Raw genomic sequence first — 17,878 nt, forward strand, 5'->3', positions numbered from 1 at the left:
CTTAATGTATAAAATAGCAATAGCATATAAATAAAGGAGACTAGCCGTGATCGTAGTAACCAAGATTGGGACACCCGCAGAGGAAGTTGCGCGGATCTGCGATGAACTATCTAGTTGGGGGTTGTCACCAGAAAAAATTGTTGGAAAGCATAAAGTTGTTTTAGGGTTAGTGGGTGAAACCGCCGACCTTGATCGCCATCGCATCGAAGAATTAAGCCCTTGGATAGAGACAGTGTTGCGAGTAGAACGTCCGTTTAAACGCGCTAGTCGCGAATATCGCCAGAATGAATCAAGCGTGGTGATCGTACCTACACCAAATGGTGATGTAGCGATCGGCGAGAATTGTCCCTTAGCCGTTGTCGCAGGTCCCTGCTCCGTTGAGAATGAAGAAATGATCGTCGAAACAGCAATGCGGGTCAAGGCTTCGGGTGCACAGTTCTTGAGAGGTGGAGCCTATAAGCCACGTACTTCTCCCTATGCTTTTCAGGGCCATGGTGAGAGCGCTCTATCCCTTTTGGCGGCGGCAAGGGATGCTAGTGGTTTAGGGATTATTACGGAAGTAATGGATACTGCTGATATTGAGAAGATTGCCGAAGTTGCTGATGTTCTGCAAATTGGTGCAAGAAATATGCAGAATTTCTCCTTATTAAAGCAGGTGGGTAAACAGAATAAACCAATTTTGCTCAAACGGGGCTTGGCAGCAACAATTGACGATTGGCTGATGGCAGCGGAATATATCCTCGCTGAAGGGAATCCCAATGTTATTCTTTGCGAACGCGGAATTAGAACTTTCGATCGCGAATATACACGCAACACTTTAGACTTAGCGGCAATTCCTGTATTGCGTAAGTTAACCCATTTACCGATCATGATCGATCCTAGTCATGGTACTGGCTGGTCGGATTATGTGCCATCCATGAGTCTCGCCTCGATCGCTGCGGGTGTAGATTCCCTGATGATCGAAGTTCATCCCAATCCCAAGAAGGCTCTATCCGATGGGCCACAGTCCCTGACTTTTGATGCTTTTGATAAGTTAATGGTTCAAGTTAATCGCATGGCTCAAGTAATGGGAAAAGCATAATCAAAAGAAGCTCCTTAGAAGCATAAGGCTCTTGCGGATAAAAAATGTCCCACTAAAGTGATCCAGCTTCGACTTCGCTCAGCTAACGTTGGCTGAGCAGAGTCGAAACGACAGGTACTTTAATTAATAGCAAGTCCCTAAGGAGTTTCTTTTGTTGAAAAAACGATGAATCAAGCTTTTATTTACGATCGCACGATTAATTTTCGTGATACTGACGCTGCTGGAGTAGTTTACTTTGCGAATGGATTAGCCCTTTGCCATGAAGCCTATGAAGCATCACTAGCCGCTTCAGGAATAAATCTGAAATCTTTTTTTCGCGGCGAAGCGATCGCTTCGCCGATTACTCATGCGAGCATTGATTTTTTTAAGCCCATGTTTTGTGGCGATCGCGTCGCCATTTCTCTGACTGCTACTCAGCTAAGCGCTGAATCCTTTCAAATTGAATATCAGCTTTATTTTAATGGTGAAGAGGAGCGTCAAAAGGCGATCGCAAAGGCTCTAACTAAACATACCTGTATTGACACCAGCACCAGAAAGCGGTGCAATCTTTCTGAAGAACTTTTGCAATGGATTAAACTTACGCAATGACGACGATTTTACGTGACTGGAGTTATCGCTATCAATGGTTTTATGACACTGTGTCCGCAATGGCAGCCTTGAGCGTTGGTGGTGAGGCTCGATTTCGGAAGCTATTCCTCAAAGATTTACAGGTTAATCCTGAAGCAAAAGTTCTCGATCTTTGCTGTGGAGCAGGACAGGCAACGCAGGAATTGGTCAAACATTTCAAGGATGTCACTGGTTTAGATGCCTCCCCGATCGCTATTAAACGCGCTAAGCAGAATGTCCCCCAAGCTCAATATGTCGAGGCTTTCGCTGAAAATATGCCCTTTAGCGATCGCAGTTTCGATCTGGTGATTACAAGTACGGCGCTGCATGAAATGGAATCTGAACAGTTACAGGAAATTATCCAAGAAGTGCAGCGAGTTTTAACTCCTGAGGGACAATTCATCATCATTGATTTTCATCGCCCCACTAATCCTTTGTATTGGCTACCGATCGCCACTTTTTTGTGGCTATTTGAAACTGAAACCGCATGGCAATTGCTCAAAACCGATCTGCATCAGATGTTAAATACATCGGGGCTGACAGTCGAGTCCCGCCAACTCTATGCTGGCGGGAGTTTGCAAGTTTTGCGATCGCGCAAAGTGTTTTAAATCAATTGTTAGCACGTTGCGCTAAATAAAAAAGGGCTGAAGCCCTTTTTTATTTAGCAAAAATTAGAGTTATGGTATAAACTATGAAACGATTATGAAAAGCTGCAACATTGCTTAATAAGCAACCAACAAATGATGTCACTAAAATCTGAACCTAGACCTGAGACTCTAGCTGCAAGCCAATTGCCATCTGTATCACAAACCAAAAATCAGATCAAAGCAGAGCATTGGCAAATTGCTATTACTACCTTTATCACAGTTTTTTTAGCAGAAATTGGTGACAAAACGCAGCTAACAACCTTGATGATTGCAGCCCAATCTCATCAACCTTGGATTGTCTTTGCAGGAGCAGCGATCGCTTTAGTCTCAACCAGTTTATTAGGCGTACTTGCTGGCAAATGGCTTGCCAAAACCTTTTCACCAAAATTGTTGAATACCCTAGCAGGATTAAGTTTTCTGATTCTTTCGATTAGTTTATTGTGGGATGCCATCCTCTAGATAGCGCAACCATGTTTCTCCTCAAGCATCAAGATAAATAGGTAAGGATGGGCGGCGCGAAACGCCGCTCATCCTTACCACACACAATAAATCCTTTCCTTTTTAGGACTACCAAAAATTCTCTAGTGATTATTTTAAAGATATGGACTGGCAATTATTATTTCTGAGTTTCGGGACAATTTTTTTATCCGAGCTAGGTGACAAAAGCCAATTAGCAACGATGAGCTTAAGTGGTAGCTCCACAGCCCCCAGATATGTATTTATCGGTTCAGCAGCAGCATTATTACTCGCCAGTGCCGTTGGCGTGTTTCTCGGTGATAGTATCTCTGTATTTTTGCCAACCAAGTTACTTAAGGCGATCGCCGCAGGTTTATTTGCGATTATGGCAATGCGTCTATTTATGAGTGATGGTAGCGAAGAATAGCTGTTTAAAATAGCAAAGCCATTTTGAACAACTAGGGCTGATAGTCTCCTCCAGAACCATATTCCCAAGCTTCGATTTGGCGCTGTAGTTGATATTGCTGTTCGGGTAATAGATTAGCGATCGCTGGCTCAACTTGTTGACTGACCTGATTCAAGAAACTATAGGCTCCCAAACTAAGATAATGTTTCAGCCAGTCTATTAAAGTGACAATACCAACCTGCTGCATAATTTTAAGAACGAGTACTGGGTCAGCAATGGACATGGCAAGCATTGTCTGTGCTAATGGCACAAACTGCACGACATCTTGCAAAAATGGATAGAGCACCCGATCGCCTAATTTCTCCATCGCCATAAATGTGACTCCTAGCAAGTAATTAATGCGATCTCTTTCAATAGATTGATTAACAGCAACACTCATTGATTTTTGGAATAGCCAAGTAACTGAGAGGTTTGGTTGATAGGGTTGCAGTGATCGCAAATCCGATTGTGATAGCCAATCACCATGCAATGCAGCATTAAGCCCATCGGTTAAGCGTGACAAGTGACGCACCATAGAACCAAATCCACCAAAACTAAGTGGTGACTGCATTCCTGAACTATCGCCAACTTGTAAAATCCGATCCCAAGGAGTTTGCAGAGGATTATTTTTATAGGAAGGAAAAAAGCCAAAGAGAACACGCTCAAATTGAAGTTGCTGAAGTTCGATTTCTTGATATTTAGGCAGCCAAAATAGATAGTCTTCCATCAACTGAGTAAAACTAGGACGTTGTGGATCAGCATCAACGTAGGTAAACATATAGGTAGTTCGCCCCTCCCTAGCAGGAAAAGCTTCCCAAAAATACTGGCATTGATTTTGAATGGGAGTAAAGCTATAAATCAAGTCACCATAGGACTTTTCAGGCATTCCTTTAGCACAACTTCCTACCACCATACAGACACCATCAGGTTTGATATTGCCATATAACTGCGATCGCGCTTGCTTCGCAATTGGTGAGAAATGACCCATTACATCTAGCAATAATCGCCCTGTAATCCTTTCTATGATGGCATGATCACGTTTAGGAATGATTTCTACGGATATCCCGTCAGGATGAGTGCTAGCACCTTGAAATGCAGTTTGCTCGAATAATTTACCACCAGCATCGAGAAATTTTTGTTTGAGAACCTCTAACAAATAGACAGGATCAACTCCAATATTGAGGATATCTCGCACCCATAAATCCTTACCACCCTGAAAACCAACTCTAGCAGGGTTATAGATAGTCGAGATCGCTTGTTCTAGTTCTTTTTCCGTCAGCAAATCTAGTTCCAGAAAAGCATTTAGCTCTTTACGAGAAATATTCCATTCCTGTACCCTACCCTGCAATATTCCCTGCTCAATAATTGCCACATTCCATCCCCGTCGCTGTAACGCAGATGCAATAAATATTCCCAATGTCCCCCCGCCAACAATGACATCAAAATCTTTATCTTTAAGTTTCTCTTGGGAAGTATCAACTACTTGGGGAATTGGTTGATTAAACTGTCGATAGTTAAACCAAAAGCTGTCCATCCGCTCTAGTTGCGCTGGGATTTCTAAAGGCATTTGCGATCGCACAGTTTCAAATAAAGACATATTGCTCCCAATTGTCAAAGTTGGCAAAGCTCCTACACCATACTAACGCTGATATCGAGGATCACAATAGTCGCGTAACCATTTATTCGTGGCATCAGCGATCGCGGCATCACTTACATCCACAGGTGGAGCCTGTCCGATTCGCATAAATGCCATTGCTAAACGCCATCCGTTAGAAGTAGGCACGACAAATAACCAATAAGCTCGTTGTGAAGTTTCAACTTTGCCCGTTTGCCTTTCCAGCATCGAGAGAAAAATCTGCTGCGGTAAGCGATCGCGTGATTGGTCTGGTGCAAGCGGCAAAGGCTCAAGCTCTGGCTGACTAATTGTCATCACTTCCCGCTTCAGTCTGAGGCGAATGTAGGTACGATTGAGATAGTCTGGCAAGTCCTTAGCCAAGGATTTACTTAAACTAGGGAAATCCGCAGGACAAACCCGATTATTGATATAGGTTTCCGCCTTGACCGCATTCGGCAGAACAGGACTATAAGCAAATATGGCGATCGCAGCGACCATTCGGAACAGATTCTGTGGCTGATTCACCCAAGTTTTGAGCATATTATCCTTCAGAAATTAACAAAAAGCGAATATGTTTCATACTCTGTTCAGCACGTAGAGACTGTACTTGCTGCGCTAGTTTAGTACTAGCAATGATGATATCGGGCTGAGATGCGATGACATTTGCCCGTAAATCATCTTGAGGAGAAATGGTAGTAGGGACAAAGCCCTGATTTTGCAGCATTTCTACTAATAGGCTAATCGAGACAAAGTTATCATCAACGATGAGAATCCTTTTGCCCGTAGCGGATTTGTTAGTCAATAACAAATCAACTTCTCGCAATAGAATTACCATGTCAACGGGCTTCGTTACATAACTATCAATTCCTAAATGGAAGCCTTGATTCTTATCATCCAGCACCGACACAATAATAATAGGAATATCTAGGGTTACGGGATCGGATTTTAGAATGGAAGCCACATCATAACCATTAATCCCCTGCATGATAATGTCGAGAGTAATCAAATCTGGACGAACTTCACGAACTTTAGAAAGGGCAGTTTGTCCATTATCAGCCTCATAGACAGTATATCCTTTAGCTTCTAGTTCCTGTCTTAGGAGACTGCGAATACTAGAATCATCATCAATCACTAAGATTTTTTTCGATACTCCCTCAGTATTCGGCTCTTCAGATTGCCGATCAAACGTTACTCTCTTTTTGAGCTGCTCGACAAGAACCTCAAAGTTTATTGAAGGAATTGGAGCTTTGCCATCCCCTTCTGTCGTTTTCTGAATTGGCAATGTAAATGAGAAGGTACTACCTTTACCCAACTCACTTTCAACCCAAATTCTGCCGCCATGATGTTCAATGATTTCCCGCGAAATTGGTAATCCCAAACCAGTACCTTGGGGCTTATCAGTCAAGGTGTCGCCAACCTGCTTAAACTTCTCAAATACCTTAGGTTGATCGGATTCAGAAATGCCCACACCCTGATCGACAACACTAACTGTAATCGATTGGTGATCATGCTTCACGCGACAGGTGATACTGCCTTTTTCAGTAAATTTCACTGCATTGGAGATTAAGTTGATGACTACTTGAATCAATCGATCCTTATCACCATAGATATTGGGTAAATCGGTCGCAATTTCTCGGATTGGGGCTAACCCCTTTTGCTCAAACAATGCTGAAGTTGCGGAAAAAGCACGATCAATTACTTCAGTAATGGACAAGGTATCCATGTTCCATTGCATCTTCCCTGCTTCGATTTTGGCAACATCGAGGACTTCATTAATTAACTTAGTGAGTCGGGTTCCTTCTGAAACAATAATTTCAATATTTTCCGAAACTTGACGAACACTTCTCTTTACTTTCTTATCATCGGTTTGAATTAATGGGAAAATGGATTCATCTAGTTTTTTCTGAATTAATTTGGCAAAGCCTAGTACAGAAGTGAGTGGTGTGCGTAATTCATGGGATACGGTCGAGATGAAGTCTGTTTTCATGCGGTCTACTTCTTTCTCGGCTGTAATATCACGAATTAGGATGACCGTACCGAGATAAGCTACTCCTAATGTAGATACCGCCGAGCTTTCGACTGCCACATTAGACGATCCATGATCATGCTGGACAACGTCACTACTACCAGATACTCTATCAATTTCCCTAAAAATTGAAGTTGCCACGGCTTTTCCTGTACGACGATCAGGCAAAGCGAACTCAGCACTAAAGACTTGTCGTGGATTTTCCCTAGTACTATTAATAATTGAGGAAATTTCTTCCGCTCTAAAGATTTCTTTATAAGTTTCTGCATTAGCGATCGCTTTACTGCTTACCCCAATCATGCCAGCGATCGCGGGGTTAAATTGAGTAATCCGATCCTCACCATCAACTACCACAAGACCATCGACCATGTTATCGATAATCGCTTTGATTTCACTAGTTCGTTGCTCGACCTTCTGCTCTAGGGTACGGCTATAGTCCGCAAGCTGTTCCCCCGAATTTTTTAGTTGCGATGTCATTTGATTAAACGCGATCGCCAAAATGCCAATTTCATCCTCAGTCAGAACTGGTGCTTGCGAATTCAAATTACCACCCGAAACTTGGTTTGCGGCATCAGCGATCGCTAGAATTGGTTGAGAAATCCGACGGGCAATCAAGTATACTGCCGTCAATAAAATACCAGCGGAACTTAATCCAATCAGTAAGATATCCCGTGCAAGGCGATCCGCAGGCTCGAAAGCTTCTGACTGCGATATTTCCGCTAGCAAAGCGAGATTGAGATTATCAATCCACACGAAGCTTCCCAATACAGGTACATTTTTATAGTTTCGATACAGACCTTCGCCATCCTTACCTTGGGCGGCGGCATTAATTCCTTCGCTCTTAATATCTTTAGCAACTTCCTGATTATCGGCACCTGCCCCCGAAAGCAGAATATTTTTGGCAGCTAATCTACCTACGACATAGGTTTCACCACTATTTCCTAAACCTGTATTTTGGCGAATAATGTCATCAACACCTTGGAGATCAAGGTCAACTGCTACCACCCCAATGCGATCACCAGCTTTGTTCGATAAAGGTGCAGCAAAGGTCATTGCCCCCTTGCCTGAAATTGGGGAAATATAGAAGTTGGGAACGATCACACGCGATTGGTCACGGGTAAAGTAGGTGGTTGTATTACCTAAGGGCTGATATTTTCCTTCCTTTTGTTTATCCGTAGAGACGATTGTAATCCCGTTATTCGTGAGAATAGAAATTTGGCGAATGTTCGGCTTGACAGATGAGACATCTGTCATAAACTTGCGTAGTGATTCAATAGCAGTTTTAAATTCTGGGGATTCACGATCTTTAGTAAAAGTAATTTCCGCGTTCACTAAGAAATCTGGCAACTGGGTCATCAAGATTACATCACGACGCTGATTGTCAACCCATTGAGTAACCTGAGATTCCTTAAGTGATGTGGCAACATCGAGACGATCAATTGCTGAGCGCCTGAGGGCATCACGACTGCGGACATTGGCACTGACAGCTACGAGTAAAACGGTCACGATCGATAGAATCGAGAAATAGCCCACAAGTTGGAGCAGCAAACGTTTCTTAAATAGGTTAAACATTTTCTATCCTCATTTCCACTTAGCAAAAATATCTTTAATTTGCGCGATCGCTGTGTCCGCCGCCTGTTCGGGTGTAGCATTGCCCTGAGCCACAGATTTGATAGCTTTTCCCCATATTTTGTCTGCACCAACACCTGCATAGGCAGGATTCTGCGCTGTATAAAACGAGGTAGTGTTTTGGAATTGTTTCGTTGCTGTTAAGATGTGCGGATCTTGTGAGTCTTTGTAATAGGGATCTTCCAATAATTTTGGCATAGTTGGGAAATATCGCCCACCTGCCCCTTTCAAATATGTCAACAAATTATTAGGTTGAATGATATGAGACAACAAACTCTTCGCCATAGCTTGATTGCTAGAGCTTGCAAAAATAACTGCCTGTTTCACCGCAACTAGATAGTTCAGGGGCTTACCACTAGGGGCAAGCGGCCATTCGGTCGTTACTAATTTTTTGTTGTAAACCACAGAGTCAAACTGTTGAGATGCAGGGATCGACAACCCCGGATTTGCGGTCATAAATGAATTCTTGCTTAGGAAAACCTGATTGTTGTCCGCATCAGTCCATTGAGTCGCTTTAGGAGGAACATACCCATTCTTATAGAATCCAGCATACTTAGTTAATGCAGCAATAATACCTTGACGGTTTTTAGGATCGTCAATTTGGAGTTGACCATTATCGTCTAGTAAATCCACACCATAGGCTTCCAGAAATTGCTCAAACATGAAAATGGTGTCGGTGTTGGTGGGATCTGGAGACATAGGTAAGCCAATCCCATAAATATCTTTTTTCCCCTTACTTCTGGCGCGATCCTGCGCTGTTTCCCAAAATTGCCAAAAGCCATCCCAATCCCTTGGAATACTCGTATCACTTAGCCCCATATCAGATAGTAAATCTCGCCAATAATGTAGTCCTGCCGCAAGCTGAGCGATTGGGACTGCGTGATAACTACGTTTATTGGTGACTCCATTTTTATAGGACACCGCTTTGAGAGCGATCGGGCTAAATAAATCTTTGACAGGTTCTACAACATCAGTTACATCCACCAAGTTGTTCTGCCATGCTAACTTGGGATAGAGAGCAAATTCAGCAGTATTACTAAATAGGATGTCAGGAGGATTGCCGTTGTTTAGAGCATTGTCTGCATCACGATTAATTGACCCATCATTATAAAAAGTGATTTCTACTTTGGTATTATTGTTCCTCTCCCACTCAGCAACAATCTGCGAAAGTGCTTCAGTTTCCGCAGGATAAAAGCTCTGAATCCACCAGACACGAAATTTAGAATTTTTGGGTTGAGGTCGATAATTTAAGACTGTGGAATCACTACAAGCCGCCAGCCCCAAGCCTGCTAGAGATAGTGATAGTTGGTTAAACTGACGACGACGCATAGATTTTTAAGATTAAGGAATTAATCAAAATAGTAATTTAATAGAAATTGATATAGGCAGAACTAAGCACCACTTATAGCAGTTCCGAGATGAGTTAAGTCTGGCAAAACAACAGTTTCTGTGTCAAAAGGATAGGTTTGAGGATATTGCAACACCCTGCCTATAAATTTTACACCTGCAACGATCGCACCTTCATAATCAGCGATCGCATCGCCAACCATTAACACGCGATCGGGATTAAACCCATGATTTGTTAAAATCTCTTGAATAATAGCGCTTTTTTTAGCAGGAGAACCATGTACAGAGACAAAATAATGGTTCATGTTACGGCGTGACACAATCCGTTTCAATTCTTCATCAGGAGTGCCAGAGGCAACAAATAGAGGAATTGATTGATAATACTTTTCGAGAAAATCATCGGCTCCTAATACATAGGGCGATGCTATTACTGCATCTTCAACATATTGTGAGAAGCGATCGCCGAGTTGTATTTCCACTTCTTTCGTTAAGGATTTTCCTAGCAAAACTTCTTGATAATAGCGAAATTTTTCAAAGCGCGATATGCCATTATGCAAAAGATGATAGTCCATCACCTGCTGCACTATTTGCTCTCCATATTCTTGATATAGGGCAGCAAAGGCTTTAGTTTTGACATCTACTGATTCAACGATGACTCCATCAAAATCAAACACAATTGCATCATATTTTTTCATTACATTTCCCACAAAATTTGTCATGCAAAAATTTTCACGCAAAAAAGGAGAGTGCTTAGCACTCTCCTTTTTTATTTTGCTAAACCAAGATTTACGAGGCTATCAAACAGATTTTGAGCAGCTTCTTCTTCCATTTGCGTTCTTGCTTCCTTGGCATAGGAACCCATATGGGGAGTCAAAATGACTTGAGGCAGGCTCGCCAACTTGCCAGAGTAGGGTTCCTCTTCAAAGACATCAAGGGCGGCTCCTGCCAAGTGTCCTGATACTAATGCATCATATAAAGCTTCTTCATCAACGATCCCGCCTCTCGAAGTATTGATTAAAATGCTACCCGCCTGCATCTTATTGATGAAGTCGCGATCGACCAAATGATCATTTTCTTTACTGTAGGGAATGTGAATTGTCACTACAGTTGACATAGCCAGAAATTCATCTAAAGATTGAATACAAACTGTATCGGCAAATAGGGAATTACCAGCAATATCATAGGCAATTCTTTTTGCTCCAAAAGTTTTCAGGAGTTGCCCCACTCGATTGCCAACCCTTCCATAGCCTAATAAGCCTACAACTTGAGATGCTAGGAGTCTTCCCATTAATGGCTTCCATGTTCCCTCACGCAATTGGCGATCAGCTTCTGAAATCCGTCTTAATGTCGCAAGAATTAAACTCACTGCTAGTTCAGCAACCGCAATTACTGGGGCTGTAGGCGTTATGTGAACAGGGATACCCATTTCTTCAGCCGCTACTAGATCGACGCTATCAGTTCCGATCCCACATCGTGAAATAATTTTGAGAGACTTAGCAGAGGAGAGAACATTGCGTGTGATTGGTTCGACCCCCGCAATCATACCTACAACATCATCATTGAGAAATTCTAAAAGCTCTGATTCTTTGAGCTTTCTCCCATAGGGATTCAAAACAATTTCAAATCCTTGTTGTTGCAGATTTTGTAAAATTTGATTGTTTTGCAGATCGAAAGAAGAAGTACTAATTAATAATTTCATGGTTTACTTGCCTATTTTTTAACCAATTTTTTTGCACACAAAAAATACTGAAACCATGACTGCAAGTTCAAGATTATAGACAATATAAGCAAATATTTTTAAATATGTCTTAAATACATTAGATAGAAAATTTCTTATATTTTCAATGAATTCGTTAGCCCATTTAAGATGTAATTAAATTTAAGTTCAATACATCTTCTTTGTGTTTATGAAAATAGCCATAGCCAAATAGGTATGGTAAACAATAGAAGTACTACGCCAAAGGCTAAGGTTGTAACGGTCAAATCACGATCAAGGTTGTAGGCTTGAGCAATAACAAGGGTCGAAAAGGCTGGAGGCATTGCCATCTGCAAAACCATCGCTAGCCGAGGTTCTCCTGTAACTCCAAAAAACATCAATCCTGTACCCACCACTAATGGGGTGAGCAGCATTTTGATCGATAAACAAGTGAGAGCTTTTTTGATGTTTTTGAGAGTCTGTAGTTGACTAAGCTGCATCCCAATCATGACCAGCGAGAGGGTAACAGTTGTCCATGCGATCGCATTCATCCCTGAAGTAATTACCGTTGGCAAGGGAACAAATCGCATACCAACACCGATTGGTAAACTCCATAAAGCAGGAGTCTTCGCCATAGATACAAATGGATTTGGTCTGGGCTGGTTGTTAGCCGTGCTACCAAAACGACTTGCCAAAGCAATACCTACGGAATAGGCAGCGATCGTAGAACCAATCAGGTCATAAAATAGCGACCATGCAAAATATTGTGGTCCCACTAGGGCAAGGCTCACGGGATATCCCATAAAAGCGGTATTCCCTAGGGTCATGGCAAGCAAAAAACTGCCTTGAGTTGGTCCTGACCATGCACTTTCTTGTTGGATAGTTGCGTTTGTCCCTGATGTTACTTCAACAGTATTTTCGCGGGATGTGATGCCTCTTGACAAAGACCGAAATCTTTCATCACTCACACCTAGATCGATCCAGATCCATGCCAAACCTGCGCCAACAAAAATTGCCACCCAAGCGGTAGTTGGCGCAATCACAATCCATCCTGATAAATCGGCTTGGCGCAAAAAGGAAACAATCCCAATGGGAACTCCCACAAATAGTAAAGCTTTGCCGAGATAGGTGGTGTAGACTCTGGGTAGGAGTTTTCCTAATACATATCCCAATAGAGTCCATCCAATTAATCTCACGTACAGCATGACGAGGGGGTTTTCTAGTGTAAACATAGAATTAAACGTACAAACTAAGTGTGAGAGTTGCCAAGCATACTATAGCGGTTTTCATTTCCTCTTAAGCAAAATCAAAGCCTAAAAACTGGACTACTAGAATTGTCCACCATTGACATCAACGATCGCACCCGTCATGTAGCTGGATAAATGTGATGCGAGAAATAGAATTACATTTACCTGTTCTTCCATAGAGGCAATTCTTCCCAAAGGGATGGAATCAATCAGTTTTTGTTCTGCTTCTGGTGGCAAAGTTGCTGCTAGCATTGGGGTATAGGTTTGACTGGGGCAAATTGCATTAACATTAATTTGAAAGGGGGCTAGCTCGTAAGCAAGCTGTCTCGTAAAGCCCACGACTCCAGCCTTGGAGGCAACATAGTGAATTCCTGATATTTTGCTTCTAAAATGCCCTGCGATCGAAGAAACATTGATAATGTTGCCACTTCGTTGTTGCTTCATGATCGGTACTGCATATTTACAGCAAAGGAAAAGACTTGTGAGATTGGTTGCTATGACTCTGTTCCAATCCTCAAGGGAAATATCTTCAATTTTAGCAATTTGATTGATTGCAGCATTGTTGATCAAGATATCAATTCGCCCATATCTCTCAAAAACTGAAGCGATCGCCTGTTTAACTTGAGTCTCGTCAGTAACATCGCAGGGTAGCGATAGGGCAGATTTACCTGCTGCATTCAGTTGTGAAGTGATTGCCTCTGCACCACTACGAGAAATAAATATGGTATGTGCGCCATAATTCGCGATCGCCTCTGCCACGGCTTGACCAATACCACTACTTGCACCAGTAATGATCGCTACTTTCCCCTTGAAATCTTGAGGAAATTCATGGAATTTGGTCATGATTGCTACATCAACTAATTCTTTGCAAAAACGTGATCTTCCACAAAAATGTGATTGACATCAGGTTTACCGATCGCTAAACGAATCGATGGCTGATCGCCTACAACCCGAATATTGTGAATGACCTTGCGTGGTACAAAAACGATGTCATCCTTTTTGGCGCGATAGGTTCCATAACCATCCACATCCCACTCTAGTTCACCTTCCATGATTACCCACCATTCATCCTCATTGGCATGATAGTGAGTGCGATTGCTTTCACCAGGTTTTTGGCAAATCATCACGGCACTCATCATATCGGTGTAAATGAGCCGCACTGACCAAGATGGTTCGCCCATCTCTTTTTTGATATCTTCTAAGCGATTGAAGATGCGATTGATGCTGCCGTGGGTATTCGCCTTGGCAACTCCATCATTTTTCATAACGCTAGCGAGGTCTTTGTCTTGTGTCACGATCGCGGTCATAGGTCATTACTCCATCAAGCTTTGTCTGAAACAAAATCATGAATCTAAAGATAACATGACCTTAGACTTGGTACATAGTTAGATAATTACAATCAACCTATGATACTGATCACAAAATTAAGGTCAGTTAATTTGCTAAAAACACTGCTTGGAAATAGATTTTGCAAAAAAAAGCACCCCATCGGGGTGCTTTTTGATTAGTTAGAAAGTGAACGTTGTCCGAATTACACCAACAGTTGCGGTCGGATTAGTACTCACACCTTCAGGATTGAAGACCCAGAAAACCCCAGGAGTAATACTGATGTTTTTACTGATGCGATAGCGATAGAAAAGTTCTAAATGGTAAGGAGTCGAATTAACTGCCCCTAAAGTTGCTGCGCCACTTACAGATGTGCGATTAATAGGCTGACCAAAAAGAATGCTACCTGCACTTCCTTCGCTAAACAAGTCATTGAGGGTCAAACCAGTAATCCAACTGGTAAAGGTAGTCGATGCAGAAGCACTTACGGCATCAGCGAAAATCACCGTTCCCCAAGTATGGAATGTCAGTTTTGGAGTGATTTTCCAAGCCAAGTTACCTGCGATCGAGTTAGCACGAATAGAACCCGTAACGCCACTGATGGATTCATTACTAGTGAGTCCAGTCCCCAAAGAACTAGTACCTGTAGTAGCTCCAGACTGATGGTAAGTATTTGCGTAGGTGATTGAAGTGTCTAGATTGTCAGCAGGTTTAAATAAAAGCTGCACAAGAGCAATTGTTGATCCACCGAACAACCCTGTAGATCCACCAGGAGAAGCACTCGCAGGATCTGATGAACCATAGCCTGCCTGTAGTCTGACTTTATCTGTAATTGACCAATCAAAACCAAATAAAGAAGATGTACCAGCAATCCGCATTAAGGGATCGAAGCGCCCAAATCTAGAGATAGATCCTTGCCCATTGCTTGCCACAGGAGAAAGCACTGTGAAGAATTCGTCAGGGAAGCTACGAGGTGCAATGTAGAAGTTTACCTTATTGTCAAATGCGGGGAATTTGTAATCAAGAAGGCTAAGAGCAAATGAGTTGTCTGTTACAACTGCACCAGGTCCAATACGGACTGTATTTGTACCTAAAAGGTTAGCGAGACTACCAGTAGTAGAACTACTTGCAGCAACAAGATTATTACTGGTTTCTAGACGAGTTCTGAGAAGGTCTTTACCTGTAAAGCTAGTATTGAGAACCAAGCGAGTACGATTGCTTAAGGTAACGTTAGAGTTTTTAGAACCAGCAGTACCTGCTGTTGCAGAAACAATAACTTCGCCCGTGAGTTTAGTAGTAGTTGAGAATTGTTGTGCTTCTAGCTTGGTGACTTTGGCATCGAGGGCATCAACGCGACCACGCAGAGTAGCAAGTTCGGCAGCAAATTCTTCCTGTAGTTTTTTTAATGTAGCGAGATCTTCTTTGCTAACTTTGTCAGCGAGACCTGCGGAAATGATTTCATTGATTTTATCGAGACAAGCATTTAAGCCTGCGGCAAATTCGTAACGACTGGTGGCTTGTTTGCCGCGAAAAGTGCGATCGGGATAACCAGCAATACAACCATAACGCTCAACCAAAGATTGCAAAGCAGTAAATGCCCAATCAGTTGGTTTGATATCACTAAGTTGTGAGACTGACGTAACATTTTGAGCTGTTGTTGCTGGTTCAGTACTTGCAGTATCTAGTTGAATAGACTTGTAAGGATCATTATTTGCAAACAAAGATGTTGTATTTGTTTCTGCATGAGCCAGACTAGGAACCATGGATAAGGTTGTCAAGAAAGACAAACAACCTATACTGACAACGGATTTTCTAACTTTAAGCATTCTAAAATTACCCTCTTCATACACCTAGCTTATAAGGTTAAACTTGTTAGCCTTGGATGTCAAAAGAATATTTGGCTGATATTTTATAAAATCGCCCAATCAACACCCAAATCATTTAATGAGTATTGAATTTAATCTAAGTAAAATTCCATGCTGGACTATCATCTTCAAAAATTACTAGATTCTGCCAAAAAAGAGATATTTAGCGGTAAATTGCCTAACTACATTCCTTTACTCGCTCAAGTTAATCCTCAGGCAATTAGTATCGCGATCAATCAACTAAACAGCGATGGGAAGTTTGATATGACTGTAGCGGGTAATACTCAACTAACTTTTCCTTTGATGAGCGTGATCAAGCCATTTTTATTGTTGTATTTGTTAGAAATAAAGGGTATTAATGAAATTTTTGGCATAGTCGATCGCCAATCAACATCGGTAGCATTTAACGCAATTCCTGAAGGAAAACCTGCAAATCCGATGATTAATAGTGGGGCGATCGCTATCTCCTCCCTATTGCCATCCTACGAAGCCTTACAAATCTGGCTCAATCAGCAATCGGGAGCAAATCTTAGCCTCGATCGTGAAATGTTAGCTTCGGTGCGATCGGTTGCTAATCGCCGCAATTTAGCGATCGCCTCTCAATTGCAGTCTTTAGGGATAATTCCCAATCCTAACCATGCCCTTAATGTTTATGAAGAAATTTGTTGTTTGCGAGGCAATGTGCAGGATCTGGCAAAAATTGGGACTTTGCTTTTAAATACAAATATAAATACAAATAAATCGCCAAATATTGAGATTGTGTTAGAAATTATGACCCAGTGCGGCATGTATGGAGCTTCTGCCGAATTTGCTCAAGATATTGGGTTGCCCTCAAAATCGAGTGTCAGTGGCGCTTTACTATCAATAATTCCTGAGCGAGCTGCGATCGCTTGTTATAGTCCAGCCCTTGATGCGATCGGCAACTCAGTTGCAGGTATATTCTTGCTAAAAAATATCAAATCTTACTTATTGTGAATTGACTCTACCGCGAAACTTGCTGAGACACCAGCATCTGACGGACGATCAAGCAGAATCTGTGTGTCAGGAATATGCTTCAAGCCCCAAGCAATTATTACTTTTAAAACAGGACGCAGACTTCTTCCCTGATCGGTGAGGTGATAATTCATGCGGCGGGAGTGATTACTGTAAGGTTGTTTCGCTACCAAACCTAAGTCCTCAAGTAATTTAAGACGGTTTGCCAAGATATTCGTAGAGATACCTTCAGGAGATTCTAGAAACTCTTCAAAACGTTGCTTTCCGAAGAACATCATGTCTCTGATGACAAGTAACGTCCAGCGATCGCCAATCAAATCCAAAGTACAGGAGACAGGGCAAGGAGATCGTCTTGGTTGGGACATAGCTAAAATCAAATTTATTTAAATTGACTCAATTACTTGCATTTTACAAGCTATACCTGCTAATCTACATTTTAACTTGCAATTTAAAAGTTATATATGGATACAACAATCCAAAAGATGACACGTCCTAAGCTGTATCGAAATTTTTAGATAGGTTCTTCACGATCATGTATATACAGCTACCTTTATCCGATAAAATGAAAAACGCTAAAAAGTTTTTGGTTGTAAACAGAGAATAAGTAAATGAGTAGTACCTTTGAGCAAGTTCAAGAGATCGTTGCATCCCAATTAGGCGTTGATAAAGCCGAAGTTAAGCCTGAAGCTAGCTTTGCGAACGACCTTGGCGCTGACTCTCTCGATACTGTCGAACTAGTTATGGCTCTGGAAGAAAAATTCGGCGTTGAAATCCCAGACGAAGACGCAGAAAAAATCGCCACTGTTAAAGACGCTGTTGATTACATTGACAGCAAACAAGCTGCTTAAGCAATTGTTTTCAATGGAGGCTTTGTTGCTCAGCAACAAGGCTTTTATTTT

General features: G+C 42.0%; 18 protein-coding genes. 7 read left to right on the plus strand and 11 right to left on the minus strand.

Annotation, left to right across the window (positions count from 1 at the left end):
- Window positions 1-46 precede the first annotated feature (46 nt).
- From aroF to HC246_RS14895, 5 genes are all read left to right on the plus strand, one after another.
- Window positions 47-1,081 (plus strand): 3-deoxy-7-phosphoheptulonate synthase, encoded by a 1,035-nt coding sequence (aroF, locus tag HC246_RS14875; protein WP_169364060.1) that lies wholly within the window; start codon window positions 47-49, stop codon window positions 1,079-1,081.
- Window positions 1,082-1,246: 165 nt separating this feature from the next.
- Window positions 1,247-1,669 carry an acyl-CoA thioesterase gene (locus HC246_RS14880; protein ID WP_169364061.1) on the plus strand — a complete coding sequence of 141 codons (423 nt, stop codon included), beginning with the start codon at window positions 1,247-1,249 and terminating at the stop codon, window positions 1,667-1,669.
- Window positions 1,666-2,295, plus strand: coding sequence for a class I SAM-dependent methyltransferase (locus HC246_RS14885; RefSeq protein WP_169364062.1), 630 nt, complete (start codon window positions 1,666-1,668; stop codon window positions 2,293-2,295). Before HC246_RS14880 ends, HC246_RS14885 begins: the two co-directional genes overlap by 4 nt.
- A 132-nt stretch (window positions 2,296-2,427) precedes the next feature.
- On the plus strand, window positions 2,428-2,793 hold the full coding sequence (locus tag HC246_RS14890; protein WP_169364063.1) for a TMEM165/GDT1 family protein: 366 nt from the start codon (window positions 2,428-2,430) through the stop codon (window positions 2,791-2,793).
- 142 nt (window positions 2,794-2,935) lie between these two features.
- The gene (locus HC246_RS14895) at window positions 2,936-3,217 is read left to right on the plus strand and encodes a TMEM165/GDT1 family protein (RefSeq protein WP_169364064.1); all 282 of its coding nucleotides are present in this window, start codon (window positions 2,936-2,938) and stop codon (window positions 3,215-3,217) included.
- Window positions 3,218-3,248: 31 nt separating this feature from the next.
- Here the strand turns inward: HC246_RS14895 and HC246_RS14900 are convergent, their stop codons facing one another.
- From HC246_RS14900 to HC246_RS14945, 10 genes are all read right to left on the minus strand, one after another.
- Window positions 3,249-4,832, minus strand: a complete 1,584-nt coding sequence (locus HC246_RS14900; protein ID WP_169364065.1) for an FAD-dependent monooxygenase family protein — start codon at window positions 4,830-4,832, stop codon at window positions 3,249-3,251.
- 42 nt (window positions 4,833-4,874) lie between these two features.
- The gene (locus HC246_RS14905) at window positions 4,875-5,390 is read right to left on the minus strand and encodes a hypothetical protein (RefSeq protein WP_169364066.1); all 516 of its coding nucleotides are present in this window, start codon (window positions 5,388-5,390) and stop codon (window positions 4,875-4,877) included.
- Window position 5,391: 1 nt separating this feature from the next.
- The gene (locus HC246_RS14910; protein ID WP_169364067.1) at window positions 5,392-8,448 is read right to left on the minus strand and encodes an ATP-binding protein; all 3,057 of its coding nucleotides are present in this window, start codon (window positions 8,446-8,448) and stop codon (window positions 5,392-5,394) included.
- 9 nt (window positions 8,449-8,457) lie between these two features.
- Window positions 8,458-9,834: an ABC transporter substrate-binding protein gene (locus HC246_RS14915; protein ID WP_169364068.1), complete on the minus strand. Its 1,377-nt coding sequence runs from the start codon at window positions 9,832-9,834 to the stop codon at window positions 8,458-8,460.
- A 62-nt stretch (window positions 9,835-9,896) separates the two neighbouring features.
- Window positions 9,897-10,547 (minus strand): HAD family hydrolase, encoded by a 651-nt coding sequence (locus tag HC246_RS14920; protein ID WP_169364069.1) that lies wholly within the window; start codon window positions 10,545-10,547, stop codon window positions 9,897-9,899.
- Window positions 10,548-10,618: 71 nt separating this feature from the next.
- Window positions 10,619-11,551, minus strand: coding sequence for a phosphoglycerate dehydrogenase (locus HC246_RS14925; RefSeq protein ID WP_169364070.1), 933 nt, complete (start codon window positions 11,549-11,551; stop codon window positions 10,619-10,621).
- Window positions 11,552-11,757: 206 nt separating this feature from the next.
- Entirely contained in the window at window positions 11,758-12,780 is a 1,023-nt protein-coding gene (locus tag HC246_RS14930) for an AEC family transporter (protein ID WP_169364071.1), read from the minus strand.
- Between the two features lie 96 nt (window positions 12,781-12,876).
- Window positions 12,877-13,638, minus strand: coding sequence for an SDR family NAD(P)-dependent oxidoreductase (locus HC246_RS14935; protein ID WP_169364072.1), 762 nt, complete (start codon window positions 13,636-13,638; stop codon window positions 12,877-12,879).
- Window positions 13,639-13,652: 14 nt separating this feature from the next.
- A complete protein-coding gene (locus HC246_RS14940; protein ID WP_169364073.1) occupies window positions 13,653-14,102 on the minus strand; it encodes a cupin domain-containing protein in 450 nt (149 codons plus the stop codon).
- 201 nt (window positions 14,103-14,303) lie between these two features.
- A complete protein-coding gene (locus tag HC246_RS14945) occupies window positions 14,304-15,947 on the minus strand; it encodes an iron uptake porin (protein ID WP_169364074.1) in 1,644 nt (547 codons plus the stop codon).
- Between the two features lie 150 nt (window positions 15,948-16,097).
- Between HC246_RS14945 and HC246_RS14950 the strand changes: the two genes are divergently transcribed.
- Window positions 16,098-16,961: a glutaminase gene (locus HC246_RS14950; RefSeq protein WP_169364075.1), complete on the plus strand. Its 864-nt coding sequence runs from the start codon at window positions 16,098-16,100 to the stop codon at window positions 16,959-16,961.
- Here the strand turns inward: HC246_RS14950 and HC246_RS14955 are convergent.
- Window positions 16,949-17,344 carry a winged helix-turn-helix transcriptional regulator gene (locus HC246_RS14955; RefSeq protein ID WP_169364076.1) on the minus strand — a complete coding sequence of 132 codons (396 nt, stop codon included), beginning with the start codon at window positions 17,342-17,344 and terminating at the stop codon, window positions 16,949-16,951. The genes HC246_RS14950 and HC246_RS14955 overlap by 13 nt on opposite strands.
- Window positions 17,345-17,587: 243 nt before the next feature.
- Between HC246_RS14955 and acpP the strand changes: the two genes are divergently transcribed.
- Window positions 17,588-17,827: an acyl carrier protein gene (acpP, locus tag HC246_RS14960; protein ID WP_126386184.1), complete on the plus strand. Its 240-nt coding sequence runs from the start codon at window positions 17,588-17,590 to the stop codon at window positions 17,825-17,827.
- Window positions 17,828-17,878: the final 51 nt, after the last annotated feature.

This window comes from Pseudanabaena yagii GIHE-NHR1 (assembly GCF_012863495.1).
GTDB classification, from domain to species: Bacteria; Cyanobacteriota; Cyanobacteriia; order Pseudanabaenales; family Pseudanabaenaceae; genus Pseudanabaena; species Pseudanabaena yagii.

What these genes read in the sequence shown, in the direction of transcription:
- HC246_RS14935 (WP_169364072.1), bottom strand. Translation starts at nt 13,638, where the DNA reads ATGACCAAATTCCATGAATTTCCTCAAGATTTCAAGGGGAAAGTAGCG.
- HC246_RS14905 (WP_169364066.1), bottom strand. Translation starts at nt 5,390, where the DNA reads ATGCTCAAAACTTGGGTGAATCAGCCACAGAATCTGTTCCGAATGGTC.
- HC246_RS14915 (WP_169364068.1), bottom strand. Translation starts at nt 9,834, where the DNA reads ATGCGTCGTCGTCAGTTTAACCAACTATCACTATCTCTAGCAGGCTTG.
- HC246_RS14920 (WP_169364069.1), bottom strand. Translation starts at nt 10,547, where the DNA reads ATGAAAAAATATGATGCAATTGTGTTTGATTTTGATGGAGTCATCGTT.
- HC246_RS14910 (WP_169364067.1), bottom strand. Translation starts at nt 8,448, where the DNA reads ATGTTTAACCTATTTAAGAAACGTTTGCTGCTCCAACTTGTGGGCTAT.
- HC246_RS14945 (WP_169364074.1), bottom strand. Translation starts at nt 15,947, where the DNA reads ATGCTTAAAGTTAGAAAATCCGTTGTCAGTATAGGTTGTTTGTCTTTC.
- HC246_RS14955 (WP_169364076.1), bottom strand. Translation starts at nt 17,344, where the DNA reads ATGTCCCAACCAAGACGATCTCCTTGCCCTGTCTCCTGTACTTTGGAT.
- HC246_RS14885 (WP_169364062.1), top strand. Translation starts at nt 1,666, where the DNA reads ATGACGACGATTTTACGTGACTGGAGTTATCGCTATCAATGGTTTTAT.
- HC246_RS14930 (WP_169364071.1), bottom strand. Translation starts at nt 12,780, where the DNA reads ATGTTTACACTAGAAAACCCCCTCGTCATGCTGTACGTGAGATTAATT.
- HC246_RS14895 (WP_169364064.1), top strand. Translation starts at nt 2,936, where the DNA reads ATGGACTGGCAATTATTATTTCTGAGTTTCGGGACAATTTTTTTATCC.
- HC246_RS14880 (WP_169364061.1), top strand. Translation starts at nt 1,247, where the DNA reads ATGAATCAAGCTTTTATTTACGATCGCACGATTAATTTTCGTGATACT.
- HC246_RS14925 (WP_169364070.1), bottom strand. Translation starts at nt 11,551, where the DNA reads ATGAAATTATTAATTAGTACTTCTTCTTTCGATCTGCAAAACAATCAA.
- acpP (WP_126386184.1), top strand. Translation starts at nt 17,588, where the DNA reads ATGAGTAGTACCTTTGAGCAAGTTCAAGAGATCGTTGCATCCCAATTA.
- HC246_RS14890 (WP_169364063.1), top strand. Translation starts at nt 2,428, where the DNA reads ATGATGTCACTAAAATCTGAACCTAGACCTGAGACTCTAGCTGCAAGC.
- HC246_RS14900 (WP_169364065.1), bottom strand. Translation starts at nt 4,832, where the DNA reads ATGTCTTTATTTGAAACTGTGCGATCGCAAATGCCTTTAGAAATCCCA.
- HC246_RS14940 (WP_169364073.1), bottom strand. Translation starts at nt 14,102, where the DNA reads ATGACCGCGATCGTGACACAAGACAAAGACCTCGCTAGCGTTATGAAA.
- HC246_RS14950 (WP_169364075.1), top strand. Translation starts at nt 16,098, where the DNA reads ATGCTGGACTATCATCTTCAAAAATTACTAGATTCTGCCAAAAAAGAG.